The sequence below is a fragment of the Metapseudomonas boanensis genome (genome assembly GCF_018704125.1).
Taxonomy (GTDB): domain Bacteria; phylum Pseudomonadota; class Gammaproteobacteria; order Pseudomonadales; family Pseudomonadaceae; genus Metapseudomonas; species Metapseudomonas boanensis.
This window is the reverse complement of record NZ_JAGTIS010000019.1, coordinates 24949-40376: the sequence shown is the minus strand read 5'-3', so window position 1 is coordinate 40376 and position 15428 is coordinate 24949. Positions and strand designations below refer to the sequence as shown.

At 63.5% G+C, this 15428-nt stretch carries 9 protein-coding genes; 5 read left to right on the top strand and 4 right to left on the bottom strand.

The genetic code is table 11. The annotated features are described in order from the left end of the window. Positions 1-42 precede the first annotated feature (42 nt). A complete protein-coding gene (locus J7302_RS23240; RefSeq protein ID WP_215380382.1) occupies positions 43-4176 on the bottom strand; it encodes a bifunctional diguanylate cyclase/phosphodiesterase in 4134 nt (1377 codons plus the stop codon). Between the two features lie 468 nt (positions 4177-4644). Between J7302_RS23240 and ettA the strand changes: the two genes are divergently transcribed. The 3 genes from ettA to gdhA all read left to right on the top strand — a co-directional run bounded on the left by ettA (position 4645) and on the right by gdhA (position 8367). Further along, on the top strand, positions 4645-6312 hold the full coding sequence (gene ettA / locus J7302_RS23235; RefSeq protein ID WP_215380304.1) for an energy-dependent translational throttle protein EttA: 1668 nt from the start codon (positions 4645-4647) through the stop codon (positions 6310-6312). A gap of 53 nt (positions 6313-6365) precedes the next feature. Beyond that, complete coding sequence (locus J7302_RS23230; protein WP_215380302.1) at positions 6366-6896, top strand: hypothetical protein; 531 nt, start codon at positions 6366-6368, stop codon at positions 6894-6896. A 136-nt stretch (positions 6897-7032) separates the two neighbouring features. Continuing rightward, positions 7033-8367 carry an NADP-specific glutamate dehydrogenase gene (gdhA, locus tag J7302_RS23225; protein WP_215380300.1) on the top strand — a complete coding sequence of 445 codons (1335 nt, stop codon included), beginning with the start codon at positions 7033-7035 and terminating at the stop codon, positions 8365-8367. A 75-nt stretch (positions 8368-8442) separates the two neighbouring features. On the opposite strand, the gene J7302_RS23220 is transcribed toward gdhA, so the two are convergent. The 3 genes from J7302_RS23220 to J7302_RS23210 all read right to left on the bottom strand — a co-directional run bounded on the left by J7302_RS23220 (position 8443) and on the right by J7302_RS23210 (position 12175). Further along, complete coding sequence (locus J7302_RS23220; RefSeq protein WP_215380298.1) at positions 8443-8811, bottom strand: hypothetical protein; 369 nt, start codon at positions 8809-8811, stop codon at positions 8443-8445. Positions 8812-8904: 93 nt separating this feature from the next. Further along, positions 8905-10125, bottom strand: coding sequence for an RtcB family protein (locus J7302_RS23215; protein ID WP_215380296.1), 1221 nt, complete (start codon positions 10123-10125; stop codon positions 8905-8907). 196 nt (positions 10126-10321) lie between these two features. Next, positions 10322-12175 carry an Lnb N-terminal periplasmic domain-containing protein gene (locus J7302_RS23210; protein WP_215380293.1) on the bottom strand — a complete coding sequence of 618 codons (1854 nt, stop codon included), beginning with the start codon at positions 12173-12175 and terminating at the stop codon, positions 10322-10324. Between the two features lie 167 nt (positions 12176-12342). Here J7302_RS23210 and J7302_RS23205 point away from each other — a divergent pair, with 167 nt between their 5' ends. After that, on the top strand, positions 12343-12666 hold the full coding sequence (locus J7302_RS23205) for a TraR/DksA family transcriptional regulator (protein ID WP_215380291.1): 324 nt from the start codon (positions 12343-12345) through the stop codon (positions 12664-12666). 88 nt (positions 12667-12754) lie between these two features. After that, a complete protein-coding gene (locus J7302_RS23200) occupies positions 12755-15253 on the top strand; it encodes a Lon protease family protein (RefSeq protein WP_215380289.1) in 2499 nt (832 codons plus the stop codon). Positions 15254-15428 lie beyond the last annotated feature (175 nt).

Here is a 15428-nt window from a genome sequence, read left to right as displayed (position 1 = left end):
GCACCGAAGTGAGGCTGCCCGATGTGCATGGCGCACCCGGCGTCAATTGAGCACGAACAGTGCGGAGCCGCCGAACATACGCTCGAACTGTTGCGCCGGCATGGGGTGGCCGAACAGATAGCCTTGCACCTCGTCGCAGCCATGTTCGCGGAGGAAGTTCAGCTGCGCCTGGGTTTCCACGCCCTCGGCGATGACCGCCAGGTTCAGGCTATGGGCCATGGCGATGATGGCGCGGGCGATCTGCGCATCACGTTCGCCGTCGGGCAGGCCATCGACGAAGCTGCGGTCGATCTTGAGTACGTCGATGGGGAACTGCTTGAGGTAGTTAAGCGACGAGTAGCCGGTGCCGAAGTCGTCGACCGCAATGCACAGGCCAAGTCGTTTGAGGCTTTCGAGAATCTGCATGGCTGCGCCGACGTCGCGCATCAGGATGCTCTCGGTCAGTTCCAGTTCCAGGCAGGCCGGTGGCAGGCCTCTGTCTTCGATGATGGCGGCGATGCGCTCGGCCAGTTGGCCATCGGCGAACTGGCGTGCGGAAAGGTTTACCGAAATCTTCGGCAGGCGCATTTTCGCCTGATGCCAGCATTTGAGCTGACGGCAGGCCTCGCTGAGTACCCAGTCGCCAACCTGGACCACCAGCCCGAGCTCTTCCAGCACAGGGATGAAGTCGGCTGGCGGTACCAGACCACGCGTGGGATGGCGCCAGCGCAGCAGGGCTTCGACGCCCGTCAGGCGCCGGCCGTCGCCGGAGAACTGCGGCTGGTAATAGAGCAGGAATTCGCCTTGCTCCAGCGCGTGGCGAAGGTCGCTTTCCAGCTCCAGGCGCTCCAGGGCGCGGGCGTTCATGTCGGCCTGGTAGAACTGGAAGTTGTTCTTGCCGCGCTCCTTGGCGTGGTACATCGCCGTGTCGGCGTTCTTCATCAGCTGGCTCAGCTCTCGACCGTCCTGAGGGCTCAGGGCGATGCCGATGCTAGCGGTGACGAAGAATTCGCGGCCTTCGAGCACAAAAGGCCGATCCAGGCTGGCGAGGATCTGCTCGGCAACGTGGATGGCACGGTTCAGGGCGCCTTCGCGGGTTGCACGCGGTTGCAGGAGCAGGGTGAACTCGTCACCGCCCATGCGCGCCACGGTGTCGTCTTCGTCGACGCAGGCGGCAAGGCGCACGGCCACATCCTTGAGCATGCGGTCGCCGGCAGCGTGGCCGAGGGAGTCGTTGATCGGTTTGAAACGATCGAGGTCAAGGAACATCAGCACCACCCACTCCTGGTGCCTTTCGGCATGCTGCAGCGCGGTGTGCAGGCGGTCCTGGAACAGGGTGCGGTTGGGCAGGTGGGTCAGCCCATCGTAGTACGCCAGGCGGTGGATGCGCTGTTCGCTGGCTTTGCGTTCGCTGATGTCACTGAAGAAGCAGACGTAGCTGACCAGGTCGCCTTCCTCGTCATGCACGGCGGTGATGCCGACCCACGCCGGGTAGTTGTCGCCCTGGCGGCGCTTGAGCCAGATCTCACCCTCCCAGCTGCCGCGCTGGTTGAGTTGGCTGATGATGTAGGTGAGCTGGTTGGCCTGCTGGCGGTCGGCGGTGAGGATCGCTGGCAGTTGGTCGAGCACATCGCCGGAGGCATAGCCGCTGATGCGAGTGAAGGCCTCGTTGACCTGGACGATATAGCCCGCCGGGTCGGTCACCAGGATCGCCGAAGTCGAGTGCTCGAAGACGGTCGCGGCCATGCGGAGGTCTTTTTCGGCACGGCGCTGTTGGCTGATGTCGCGGCCGACGCCAAGCATGCCTTCGAAACGCCCGTGTTCGTCCCACATGAGCATGGTGCGCAGCTCCACCGGGATCTTCTGGCCGTCGGCGCGCATGCAGTCGAACAGGAACACCTGCGCGGGCATCCGATCGCGCAGTCCAGCAAGGCGCTTGGGGTTGCCCAGCGCAGCGCGGACCTGTTCCAGTTGGGCGAACAGGGTGGCCAGCTGGCGCGGATCGGCGGCCATGCCCTGGAAGCTGTTGTCGATGACCCAGTCGGCGCTGTAACCGAGTACGGGTTGTACCGACGGGCTGACATAGTTCAGCTGCAGCTCGCTGTCGGTGGTGAAAATCACGTCACTGATGCTTTCGGCCAGCATGCGGTAGCGCCGACCACTGTCGCGCATGGACTCGGCGGCTTCGATTTGTTCGGTGATGTCCTTCGCGACGCCGATCAGGCGGCTGACACGCCCGCGATCATCCCGTGCCAGCGCCTGTTCGCGGATATCGAACCAGCGCCAGCTGCCGTCCTTGTGCCGCCAGCGCAGCTGGCACTGCAGCAACAGACCGTCGCCGACCACCTGCTGCAAGCTGCGCATGCGCCAATACTGCTCTGCGTCGTCTGGATGCAGGACCTGCTCCCAGAAGCGCTCGCCCATCTTTCGAAGCTCGTCCCGGCTGTAGCCGAGTTGGGGGCCAAGGCGATTGTTGCTGAGCATCACCCGTTTGCCGCCGATGTCGTGTACGTAAAGTGAGTCGGGGACGGCCAGCACGACATCGGACCAGAAGCGTTCGCGCTCGATCAGCGAGAGTTCGATGCGCTTGCGACTGGTGATGTCGCTGATGCTGAGGGTGACGGCATGCAGGTCCTGGATCATCGAGGGCAGTTGCAGGACCAGCCACAGGTGACGCTCATGCCCTTGCGGCGTGGTGATCTGGCACTCGACTTCGACCTGGGACTGGCTGCTGAGCAGCGCTGCCATCAACTGGAAGCGTACGCCGTTTTCACGAATGGGGCCGAAGCTGATCAGCAACTGCCAGGCCTCTTCGCTGCAGTTCACGCCCAGCAGGCGAAGCGCCACCTGGTTGACCTCGGTGATGCGCAGCTGGCGTTGCAGCTGGAGGTGCTGCAGTGGGTTGGCGGTGAGCCAGGCGGCCAGGCTTGGCGCGTCGCGCAGGCCCAGTTGAAGCAGGTGCGTGCGCAGTTCAGCGAGGTCCAGCACGCACAGGGCAACGCCGGAGCCCTCGAAGATATCCTGGTAGCGACGGCGGGTTTCCTGCAGCACGCGAAGGGCACGCTGTTCCTCGGTCACATCGCGCAGCACCCAGACATAGCCGAGCAACTGGATGCCGTCGTTCAGCTCGCTCCGAGTCACGGCGAGCATGAGCTGCTCATCGTCGCGCTCGAAGTGCACGAGATCTGGTCCATGTTCGTTGTGCAGGTCAGGGGCGTTGAGCATCAGCGGATCAAGCCCCGGCAGCAGGGCTAGCAAGTGGTGATCCTGCGCGGCCTCCCCGCTGATACCGAACATGGCTTCGGCCTGCGGGTTGAGATAACTCAGCCGGCCATCGACCCGGGTCACCAACACTCGCTCTTCGATTACTCCAAGCGCACTGGCCGCCTGGCGCAACGAGCGCCGCGATGCATCGTTGAGCTCGCGCAGACCGCGCTGCTCCCGCTGCAGGTAGTAGAGCGCGATCAAGGCCAGGCAGGCGCTGATCAGGAACAGCAGGAGCTTGACCAGCAGTTCCGGCAGCAGCTCGGTGCGTACCTGCAGCTCATCGTGCAGGGCGCGAACCTGCCAGTCACTGTTGGCCAGCGGGGCAATCAGGATGGTTTGCGCCTGCTCTTCGGCAGTGACCGGCAGCACGATGGGGCTGCTGCCATGGGGGCGGGAGCTGTGAAACAGGACGCGCTGGTTGAAGCGGTCCTCCAGCAGCCAGCGATAGTCGTGATCCTCGCTGCTCAGCGCCCAGGCGCCCGAAGTCTCCAGGTCGAGGCGGAGGACCCAGGAGCCACCGCTGCCGGGGGCCGGGGACTGGCGCAGGATCAGGTAGACCTGGCCGTGATCCTGGGCGCTGAATGCATAGCGGTACGGCTCCCCATCGCTGCGCTGCGCCAGGCTGGCCAGGTAAAGGGCGTCGTCGCTGACGGCCTGGGTGTCGTGTATCGCCCCGCCGCGGAGGTTCAGCCAGACGAGACTCTGCAGTGACGGAAAGATCGAGCGCAGGTTTTCCAGTAGCGTTTGTTGATCGGTGCCGGCAGCTGTGCCCTGTCGGAGAAGGGCCAGGCCGGCGCGCGCCTTCAAGGCCATGTTCTGTTCCAGGTTGCTGGCCAGTGCGCTGGTCAGGCTGTAGCTGCGCTCGCGTACGCTTTCTTGCAGCTGGCGGTATTCCAGGTGCAACTGCCAGAGCAGCAGGGCCAACATCATCAGCACCAGGCCCGCCAACAAGCCTTTCACCGAGCCGCGCGCATGGGCGTGGGGTGATTGACCTGGCTCGCTCGAGGTTGGAGGCAGCGGGGTGTGGGGCACGAGTGCGTTTCCTGCGTGTACGGCTCGGTGGGCAGGGGCGGCCCTTAGGATCAGGGGGGCGGTAGCATGCCTGTCTGGCGGACAAAGTGCCAGCATCGGCGACGAGTGTCGTTTGCCCTTGCTGGTGCATTCCGGTAGCTTTGCGCCACGCGCGCGGGAGCGCCCGCGTTTCAGTTTGTGTAAATACGGCTGTGCGTGGTTCTGCGGCGTCGACAGCAATCCTTGGCCAAAACCCGGGTGAAGTGCTCTTTTACTGAAGGTAATCGCGCTTTTCGACTGTTTTCGTCTCGCAGGATCGTTGTTCGCGGCAATTCACGCAGCCTGCGCCCCGCCCATTTCTCAATTCGTCACAGCACCAAGGTAGCCATGGCTCAATACGTCTACACCATGCACCGGGTCGGCAAGGTTGTGCCCCCGAAGCGTGAGATTCTCAAAGACATTTCCCTGTCCTTCTTCCCTGGCGCCAAGATCGGCGTGCTCGGTCTGAACGGCGCGGGCAAGTCGACCCTGCTGCGAATCATGGCCGGCGTCGATACCGAGATCGATGGCGAGGCCCGTCCGATGCCTGGGATCAAGGTTGGCTACCTGCCGCAGGAGCCGAAACTCGATCCAACCAAGACCGTGCGCGACATCGTTGAGGAGGCCGTAGGCGAGATCAAGCAGGCCCAGGCCCGTCTCGATGAGGTCTATGCCGCCTACGCCGAGCCGGATGCCGACTTCGACGCGCTCGCTGCGGAGCAGGCCAAGCTGGAGGCCATCCTTCAGGCCTCCGATGGCCATAACCTCGAACGTCAACTGGAAGTGGCCGCCGACGCCCTGCGCCTGCCGCAGTGGGATGCCAAGATCGAGCATCTGTCCGGTGGTGAGAAGCGCCGCGTCGCATTGTGCCGCCTGCTGCTGTCGGCCCCCGACATGCTGCTGCTCGACGAGCCGACCAACCATCTGGACGCCGACTCGGTCGCCTGGCTGGAGCATTTCCTGCACGACTTCCCCGGTACCGTGGTGGCTATTACCCACGACCGTTACTTCCTCGACAACGTTGCCGGCTGGATCCTCGAACTGGACCGTGGCCACGGCATCCCGTTCGAAGGCAACTACTCCGGCTGGCTGGAATCCAAGGCCAACCGCCTGGCCCAGGAGGCCAAGCAGGAAGCCTCCCATGCCAAGGCTATGAAGGCCGAGCTGGAGTGGGTGCGCCAGGGTGCCAAGGCGCGTCAGGCGAAGTCCAAGGCCCGCCTGCAGCGCTTCGAGGAGATGCAATCGCAGGAATTCCAGAAGCGCAGCGAGACCAACGAGATCTACATCCCGGCCGGTCCGCGCCTGGGCGACAAGGTCATCGAGTTCAACAACGTCTGCAAGGGCTACGGCGATCGCGTGCTGATCGACGGGCTGACCTTCAGCGTGCCGAAAGGCGCCATCGTCGGCGTGATCGGCGGCAACGGCGCGGGCAAGTCCACCCTGTTCCGCATGATCACCGGCAAGGAAGAGCCTGACTCGGGCACCATCGAGATCGGCGAGACCGTTCAGATCGCCAGCGTCGACCAGAGCCGCGACAGCCTGGACGGCGGCAAGACCGTATGGGAGCAGGTTTCCGACGGTTTCGACATGATCAAGGTGGGTGGCTATGAAGTGCCCTCCCGTGGTTATGTCGGCCGCTTCAACTTCAAGGGCGCGGACCAGCAGAAGTTCGTCAAGGACCTCTCCGGCGGTGAGCGTGGCCGCCTGCACCTGGCGCTGACCTTGAAACAGGGCGCCAACGTGCTGCTGCTCGACGAACCGTCCAACGACCTGGACGTGGAAACCCTGCGTGCACTGGAAGAGGCCCTGCTGGACTTCCCGGGCGCGGCCATCGTGATCTCCCACGACCGTTGGTTCCTGGACCGCATCGCGACCCACATCCTGTCCTATGAGGATGACGGCAAGGTGGTCTTCTTCGAGGGCAACTACACCGAGTTCGAAGCGGACCGCAAGAAACGCCTCGGCGAGGCGGCAGCCCAGCCGCACCGTGTGCGTTACAAGAAGCTGGCGCAGTAAGCGTCAAGACAACGGAGCTGAAAGGCTCCGTTGTCGTTTCCAGGGAGTGATGAATGAAAGGATTCAACGCCTACCTGATGTGGCTGTGTGCGCTGGCCTTGTTCGGGGCCTGCGGCCTCTATTTTTCCTTCTACCCATCCTCGGCCTGGCAACTGGGGTCGGTCGGCGGGGCCTTGCTGCTGGGCGGTGGACTCTATGCCTTGCTGGCCTGGCGCGAGCGCCTGGCTGTCCTGTTCAAGCTGGATTCGGGTAGTGCCCGGCTGTACTTGCACCTGACATTGGGCTCGCTGATGGCACTTGTGGCCTGGGGGGCGCTCAACGTGCCTGTCGCGGCGCTCTATACCCAGTGGTTTGGGGTAGATGCCGAATTCACGGCCCGTGTGCTGGCCAAGGAAGAGGGTGGCCTGGGCTGCGGGCATCGCATCGCGCTGGTGCTGGATGATCAGGCGGTGGCACTTGGTGTCTGCGTGCCTGAGAGCCTCTGGCGCACCTTGCCGGAGAGCGGGGAAGTGTTGCTACAGGGCAAGCGCAGTGGGCTGGGAATCAGCCCTCGCCAAGTGGTGAAACTGCCGGAAGGCCGGTAGGAGAGGGTGGGTAATTTATATCCATGCACCAAAAAGTTTCATAAAAGCGTCATCTTGCACTGTTCTGGCGCTGCGCTTCCTTGATAGAGTCGGCGGCCATTTTGTCCGACCGATCAACAAATCTCCAGGAAGAGACATGAGCCAATCCCTCGACGTGTTTCTCGCGCGCCTGAAGCGGCGCGACCCCGATCAGCCCGAGTTCCACCAGGCGGTGGAAGAGGTGCTGCGCAGCCTCTGGCCTTTCCTTGAGGCCAACCCGCAATACCAGCAAGCCGGCATTCTCGAGCGCCTGGTGGAGCCAGAGCGCGCGGTGCTGTTCCGGGTGCCGTGGGTCGATGACCAGGGGCGGGTGCAGGTCAACCGTGGCTTCCGCGTACAGATGAGCAGCGCCATCGGCCCTTATAAGGGCGGCCTGCGCTTCCACCCTTCGGTGAATCTCGGTGTTCTCAAGTTCCTGGCGTTCGAGCAGGTGTTCAAGAACTCGCTGACCTCGCTGCCCATGGGCGGCGGCAAAGGCGGTTCGGATTTCGATCCCAAGGGCAAGAGTGACGCGGAAGTGATGCGCTTCTGCCAGTCCTTCATGAGCGAGCTCTATCGCCATATCGGCGCCGACCTGGATGTGCCAGCCGGTGACATCGGCGTGGGCGCTCGGGAAATCGGCTTCCTCTTCGGTCAGTACAAGCGCCTGGCCAACGAATTCACCTCGGTATTCACCGGCAAGGGGCTGGCCTACGGTGGCAGCCTGATCCGTCCGGAGGCCACCGGTTATGGTTGCGTCTACTTCGCTCAGGAGATGCTCAAGGGCATTGGTCGCGACTTCGACGGCCAACGCGTCGCCATCTCTGGCTCCGGCAATGTCGCCCAGTACGCGGCACAGAAGGTCATGGAGCTGGGCGGCAAGGTGATCTCGCTGTCCGACTCGGAAGGCACCCTGTTCGCAGAGGCCGGCCTGACCCTGGAGCAGTGGGAAAGCCTGATGGAGCTGAAGAACGTCCGCCGCGGGCGTATCAGCGAGCTGACCGGCCCGGGGCTGCGCTTCCTGGCGGGCCAGCGACCATGGGCGCTGCCCTGCGACATCGCGCTGCCCTGCGCGACCCAGAACGAACTGGACGCCGAGGATGCGCGTGCCCTGCTGGCCAACGGCTGCGTCTGCGTGGCCGAAGGCGCCAACATGCCCTCCACCCTGGAAGCCGTGGATATCTTCATCGAGGCGGGCATCCTCTTCGCTCCGGGCAAGGCTTCCAACGCCGGTGGCGTGGCCACCAGTGGCCTGGAGATGAGCCAGAACGCCATGCGTTTGCACTGGACCGCCGGCGAAGTGGACCAACGCCTGCACGGCATCATGCAGAACATCCACCACGCCTGCGTGCACTACGGCGAAGAAAACGGCCGGGTGAACTACGTGAAGGGCGCCAACATCGCTGGCTTCGTCAAAGTGGCCGACGCCATGCTGGCGCAAGGGGTGGTTTAAGCATTGGCCTTTCCTTGAGGCGTCGCCTTGTGAGGGGAGTTCATTCGCCCCTCACAAGAGAGGGGCAACCTCCCATCAATCGGGATGCAACGCCCTCCCCATGGCGTTATCCCGGTTCCGCTCCCAGTCGTCATCCTCGTCGTCATGGAAGCGTTCGAAATAGGCGCGGCGCTCTTCGCTTTCCACCTGCGCCTGACATTGCCGAAAGCCGTCGCTCCAGCCCTCGGCGTAAGCCGCGTCCTTGAGGTAACGGGGCACATCCTTGCGAAACGTTCCGCTGATAATGCCCGCCGCCTGGCGACCGCTGCTGCAGCCATCGTCGAAGCCGTCGGCAAACGCCGGGGGATAACCCTGGGCGAGCAAGTGCTCCCGAGTGGCTTCACAGCCCGCCAGCAGGCCGTAGGTGAGCATGATCAACAGAAGGGTGGCGCGACGTGACGCCATTTCGGACTCCAGTGCGCCATGCAGAAGTGACGCGCACAGCAAGGAACATGCGTGGAGTCTAAGGGGCGCGATGTGATGAAAGCGTCAAGGCGCTCAGCCCTTCACGCATACCACCTGCCGTAGCGTATGCACCACTTCGACCAAGTCACGCTGGGCTGCCATGACGGCATCTATATCCTTGTAGGCCATGGGGATCTCGTCGATCACGTCCTTGTCCTTGCGACATTCCACATGGGCCGTGGCGCGTACCTGATCCTCGACCGTGAACAGTTTCTTCGCGCGGGAGCGGCTCATGGTCCGCCCGGCTCCGTGGCTGCAGGAACAGAAGGCGTCTTCGTTGCCGAGCCCGCGAACGATGAAGCTTTTCGCGCCCATCGAGCCGGGGATGATGCCCAGCTCGCCTTTCTGCGCTGATACCGCGCCCTTGCGCGTCACCAGCACCTCGCGGCCGAAGTGCTGCTCCCGCTGCACATAGTTGTGATGGCAGTTCACCGCCTCGAGGCTCGCCTCGAACGGCTTGCCAATGACCTTGCGTGCAGCGGCGATCACCGCCTGCATCATCAGGGCGCGGTTCTGGCGGGCGAAGTCCTGGGCCCAGCCGACGGCTTCCACGTAGTCGTCGAAATGCCGGCTACCTTCCTCGAAGTAGGCCAGGTCCCGGTCCGGGAGGTTGGCGATGTGCTGGCGCATGTCTGCCTGGGCCAATTCGATGAACAGCGTACCGATGGCATTGCCCACGCCGCGTGAGCCGCTATGCAGCATGAACCAGACGCGGTCGGCCTCGTCTAGACAAACCTCGATGAAGTGGTTGCCGGTGCCCAGGGTGCCGAGGTGATGGCGGTTGTTGGTCTTCTCCAGACGCGGGTACTTGGCGGTGATGGCCCTGAAGCGCCGGTCAAGCGCCCGCCAGGCCTGGCTGGCGGCATCCGGTACCTCGTCCCAGGCGCCCTGGTCACGCTTGCCAAAAGTCTTGCCGTGGGGCACGGCCTTTTCGATGGCGCTGCGCAGGCGATGCAGGTTGTCCGGCAGGTCTGCCGCGCGCAACGAGGTGAGCGCGGCGATCATGCCGCAGCCGATGTCGACACCGACCGCGGCGGGAATGATAGCGCCAACGGTGGGGATCACGCTGCCGATGGTCGAGCCCTTGCCCAAGTGCACGTCGGGCATTACGGCCAGGTGCTTGAAGATGAAGGGCATCTTTGCGGTATTGATCAGCTGCTGGCGGGCCTCGTCCTCCACCGGCACATCCTGTGTCCAGAGCTTGATCGGCTTACCGCCCGCGACTTCCAGCACCTGTGGGGCGTTGTGCTTCATGGACCGTTCCTGATGGGGATGTAGATAAGCATTCTGAGCCATTCCGGGCCGGCTGAGCATCGTTCTTACCGGTGGAGTGCGGACTACGTAGGAGCGAGCTTGCTCGCGAATGTTGCAGCGCAATTCGCCAGCGAGCTGGCTCCTGCAAGAGGCGCGGGAGGTAGGTAGCCCGGATCCCCGGGGAGCGGGTTTGCGCTTAGTAGTGATACCACTTCAGTTCCAGCATCACCTCGTTCACCGGGGACGCCAGTTGGCTGAACTCCCGTTGCGCACTGAAGCGCAGGCCGAGATTGCGGGAAATTTCCCATTGTTGGTTGAGCGACAGGCGGCGCCGTACTTCACCGTTGTGGAAGTAGTTGCCCGCCGCTTCGAGGGTGAGGCTGCCCAAGGCGTTGTGCCACAGCAGTCCGGTGTCGAAGCCGGCGGCGCTGGCGATGAAGGGGGCGAAGTCCTCGTTGTGTTCGATGCGGGCGGTGGCCATGGCAAATCCTAGGGCCTCTTCGCCCAGTTGCCAGCTACCGCCGACGCCGCCATTGAGGTGGCTGACCAGGCGCTCGTCGTCGTCCTCGCCCGGCGCCCGTTCAAGGCCGCCGGCCACCTGCCAGGACCAGGGCTTGAGCAGCTCGCTACGGGGTGTCAGCGAGCGGATGGTTGCCAGGTCAAGGCGCTGCAATTGCCAATGGTTGTTTTCGTACTGGCGCAGCTTGAGCTGGAGGATCTCGATCTGTGCGCCAATCGGAAAGCCTTCCAGGTTGTCGTTCAGGTCGTGGTAGGCCATTCGCAGTCCGTACTCGGCGAAGGCGCGGTCATCGCGGCTGCCGGCGCCAAGCTGCCAGGTGCGGGATTCGTGGCCTTCTTCCGGAAGTGCGGGGCGGTCGACGTCCAGCGGTTGGGGGGGATTGCGGCTGATCGCCTGCAACAGCTCGAAGCTGCGGACGGAGTTCTCGCGGGTGCGTTGCTCGCCCGTGGAGCGGTAGCGCACCAGGCGAAATGCTGCGTCCTGGATCAGGGCACGGCGTTCTGCCTGCAGGGAGAGCAGAGCCGGGTCATCCAGCAGGCGGGTGTCATCGGCCAGGCGAAGCACCCATTGCTGTTCGTCATGGTCGAGCGGCTCGGCACGAGCGAGCAGTTCCTTCTCCCGCGACGGCCGGTAGTCGATGGACTGCACCAGTCCCGCCTGCTTGACGGCCCGGACCGTATCGGTGGGGATGGCGGTGATCGGGAATTCTTCGGTGAGTTCGATGCCGGGGCGAGCGATTTCCAGCAGCTCCAGCAGGCGGTAAGAGCAGTTTTCGTCAAAGAAGTAGTAATCGAAGCGGACCTGCTTCAGCTCCCAGACGTGCTCGACCATCCGCCCGGTTTCCTCAGCGGTGAGGTTGAGCCGGTACTCCCAGAGGTCGCGGTTCTCCAGGCGGCTGTACTCGCTGAGCTTGTCGCGGTAGGGCACCAGGGCGAACAGGCCGGGATAGCCACCCATCAAGCCCTTCCAGGCGTAAAGGATGCTGTTGTCGGCCCCCTCGATGAAGGCCCCGAAGTTCAGTGCATAACTGAGCATGGCCGTGTTGTTTTCATGCACATCCGCCTGGTCGATGCGCAACAGCGTGTGGCCGAACATCGACGAGGGGCTGTTCAGGTAGGCGGCCGGGAACACCAGTACGGTGCTGTGCGGGTTGATATCAGCGAACCACGCGCGGTACTCGGCGCAGGCAGGGTGCGGCAAGTCCGTCAGACGCAGTTGGTCGCGTAGCCAGCGGGTACGCGCCGGGTAGGTGCATTGAGGGTGCTGGTCGCCCAGGTCGGCCGGGGCGTACAGTGCATCCAGCGTGGCGCGCAGCTCGGCGGCCGGGTCGCTGGCGCCGTTGTCGGCCAGGAAGAACTTCTCGTCGTCCACGTAGCTGCGCCAGCCGCCCAGTTTGCCGGTCTCATAATGGCCGAGGGCAATCCAGTAGGGATCTGCGGCCAGGACCTCCAGGTGTTCGGCGGGGAGGGAAGGGGTAGCGAGGCTATTGATGCAGGTGCAAAGCGTCAGGTACGGGAAAATCCGTTTCAAGGGCGCAACTCTTCTTCGCGAGAGGTTCGTCGGCGGTCAGAGCTTTGGGGATGGCCGGTGCGGGTGTCAAGCAAGGCCAGAGCTTCCATATTTGCAAGTTTGGTACAGCGGCATGCAGCCTTTGCCAAAGCGTCCACACTTAATGAACGACCCTGGGAGTAGACGATATGACTGCCACCGATCCCCGCACCGTTCTCGATGCCCTGATCGCGGAGTACACCGCTCGTGCCAATGCCATCCGCGAGGATCTGGCCCGAAGTCACTCGCCGGACTTCGCCGAGCAGGCGTTACAGCGGGAAAACGACGAGGTGCTCGAGGCTATCCTGGCGGAAACCGAGGCGGCGCTGCGCCGTGTCGGCATGGCCAAGCTGCGGTTGGTCGATGGGAGCTACGGTTATTGCCAGCGTTGCGGTGAGCCCATAGAGCCGGCGCGCCTGGCGGTTCTGCCTGCTGCGGAGTTCTGTCTGGGGTGTGCGGATATGTCCGGCTGAAAACGGCATGGCGCAATGCCTTGCCAGTGATGTTCAGGCAGCGCCAGAATGCGGCCAATGCTTCTTCACCGTCCTTCAAGGATTCTCGATGCTGAATTCCTTCGCTGCCAGTCTGCGACTGGCGCCCGATGCGCTGACCCGTCCCTTCCAACCCGAGCAGTTCTGTTTCAAGTCCACCGAAGACCTGGAGCCTTTCCGTGGCGTGCTCGGCCAGGAGCGCGCGGTAGAAGCCCTGCAGTTCGGCGTGGCGATGCCACGGCCGGGCTACAACGTTTATGTGATGGGCGAGCCGGGTACCGGGCGGTTTTCCTATGTACAGCGCTACCTCAAGGCAGAGGGCAAGCGCCTCGGAACCCCCGCTGACTGGGTTTACGTCAACAATTTCGAGGAGCCGCGGGAGCCGCGCGCGATCCAGTTGCCTGCCGGTGAGGCAAACGCCTTCATCTGCGACATCAGTCATCTGGTCGATAACCTGCTGTCGACCTTCCCGGCGGTCTTCGAAACCCCGACTTATCAACAGAAGAAGAGCGCCATCGATCGCATCTTCAACCAGCGCTATGACCGCGCCCTCGACGTGATCGAGCGGCTTGCGCTGGAGAAAGACGTGGCCCTGTACCGCGATAGCGCCAATATCGCCTTCACCCCGATGAAGGATGGCAAGGCGCTGGACGAGGCGGACTTCTCGCAGTTGCCGGAATCCGAGCGCGAGCGCTTCCACGATGACATCGCCGCCCTGGAGGAGCGCCTCAATGAGGAGCTTTCCAGCTTGCCGCAATGGAAGCGCGAGACCAGCAACCAGCTGCGCCAACTGAACGAGGAGACCATCACCCAGGCCCTGCAGCCGCTGCTGGCGCCGCTTTCCGAGAAATACGCGGAGAACGCCGGGGTGGTGGCCTATCTCCAGGCCATGCAGATCAACCTGCTGAAAACCGTGGTCGACCAGTTGCTGGACGACAAGCCGGATGGCCAGCGCCGCGAGATGCTGGAAGAGCAGTACTGCCCCAGCCTGGTAGTGGGTCACCACTCCAGCGGTGGCGCGCCGGTGGTATTCGAGTCCCACCCGACCTACGACAACCTGTTCGGCCGTATCGAATACGGCACCGACCAGGGCGCGCTGTACACCAGCTATCGGCAGCTACGCCCCGGAGCGCTGCACCGTGCCAATGGCGGTTTCCTGGTCCTCGAAGCGGAGAAGCTGCTCGGCGAGCCGTTCGTCTGGGATGCGCTGAAGCGCGCCCTGCATTCCCGCCAGCTGAAGATGGAGTCTCCTCTGGCCGAGCTGGGGCGCCTGGCCACCGTTTCCCTGACGCCGCAGGTGATTCCGCTCCAGGTCAAGGTGGTGATCATCGGCTCGCGCCAGCTCTACTACACGCTTCAGGACCTGGATCCGGACTTCCAGGAGATGTTCCGGGTGCTGGTGGATTTCGACGAGGAAATCACCCTGTCCGAAGACAGCCTCGAGCAGTTCGCCCAGCTGTTGAAAACGCGTACCTCCGAAGAGGGCATGGCGCCCCTGACGGCAGAGGCCGTAGCTCGCCTGGCGACTTACAGCGCGCGTCTGGCCGAACACCAGGGGCGCTTGTCAGCGCGTATCGGCGACCTGTTCCAGTTGGTCAGCGAGGCGGATTTCATCCGCCATCTCGCCGGTGACGCGGTGACTGATGCAGGGCATATCGAGCGTGCCCTCAAGGCCAAGGCCACCCGCACCGGACGTGTCTCGGCACGAATCCTCGACGACATGCTGGCCGGCATCATCCTGATCGACACCGCAGGCGCGGCTGTCGGCAAGTGCAACGGTCTCACCGTGCTGGAAGTCGGCGACTCGGCCTTTGGTGTACCGGCGCGCATTTCCGCCACCGTCTACCCAGGCAGCTCCGGGATCGTCGATATCGAGCGTGAGGTCAACCTCGGCCAGCCGATCCACTCCAAGGGCGTGATGATCCTCACCGGCTACCTTGGCAGCCGCTATGCTCAGGAGTTCCCACTGGAGATTTCCGCGAGTATCGCTCTGGAGCAATCCTACGGTTATGTGGATGGCGACAGCGCATCCCTGGGCGAGGCCTGTACTCTGATCTCGGCGCTTTCGCGCACGCCCCTCAAGCAGTGTTTCGCCATCACTGGCTCGATCAATCAGTTCGGTGAGGTGCAGGCGGTGGGCGGGGTCAACGAGAAGATCGAAGGCTTCTTCCGCCTTTGCGAGGCGCGCGGCTTGACCGGGGAGCAGGGTGTCATCATTCCCCAGGCCAACGTGGCGACGTTGATGCTCGACGAGCGCGTTCTACAAGCCGTACGCAATGGCCTGTTCCATGTCTATGCCGTGCGTCAGGCCGATGAAGCGCTCGGTCTGCTGGTCGGCGAGCCGGCTGGTGTGCCGGATGAAAAGGGGCAGTTCCCGGAGGGTAGCGTCAACGCCCGAGTGGTGGCGCGGCTACGTGAAATTGCCGAAATGGGAATGGACGAAGAGGAAAAGCCTGCTTCGACGCCTGAAGTTGCCGAGGTTGCCGCCAAGGCCGCCGCCCCGGCCAAGCCGGTGCGCAAGGCTCCGGCCAGGAAGCCCGTGGCTGACAAGACCCAGGACCCCGCCTGAGTCCGTGATGCGACCAGCTGCCCTGGCGTGTTTCTAGTGCGGCTGGTCAGTCACTGAACAGTGCCGGCCATCCCTTGGTCGGCATGCTCGATGTGCACTTTTCCCTCTTGCTGTGCACAGGCTTATCCACAGGTTTCGTGGATAAGCCGCTCCCTTTCCGATATGGCAAACCGGG

Bases quoted from the DNA above. Each gene is read 5' to 3' on its own strand.
- J7302_RS23240 (WP_215380382.1), bottom strand. From the start codon at position 4,176: ATGATGTTGGCCCTGCTGCTCTGGCAGTTGCACCTGGAATACCGCCAG.
- ettA (WP_215380304.1), top strand. From the start codon at position 4,645: ATGGCTCAATACGTCTACACCATGCACCGGGTCGGCAAGGTTGTGCCC.
- J7302_RS23230 (WP_215380302.1), top strand. From the start codon at position 6,366: ATGAAAGGATTCAACGCCTACCTGATGTGGCTGTGTGCGCTGGCCTTG.
- gdhA (WP_215380300.1), top strand. From the start codon at position 7,033: ATGAGCCAATCCCTCGACGTGTTTCTCGCGCGCCTGAAGCGGCGCGAC.
- J7302_RS23220 (WP_215380298.1), bottom strand. From the start codon at position 8,811: ATGGCGTCACGTCGCGCCACCCTTCTGTTGATCATGCTCACCTACGGC.
- J7302_RS23215 (WP_215380296.1), bottom strand. From the start codon at position 10,125: ATGAAGCACAACGCCCCACAGGTGCTGGAAGTCGCGGGCGGTAAGCCG.
- J7302_RS23205 (WP_215380291.1), top strand. From the start codon at position 12,343: ATGACTGCCACCGATCCCCGCACCGTTCTCGATGCCCTGATCGCGGAG.
- J7302_RS23200 (WP_215380289.1), top strand. From the start codon at position 12,755: ATGCTGAATTCCTTCGCTGCCAGTCTGCGACTGGCGCCCGATGCGCTG.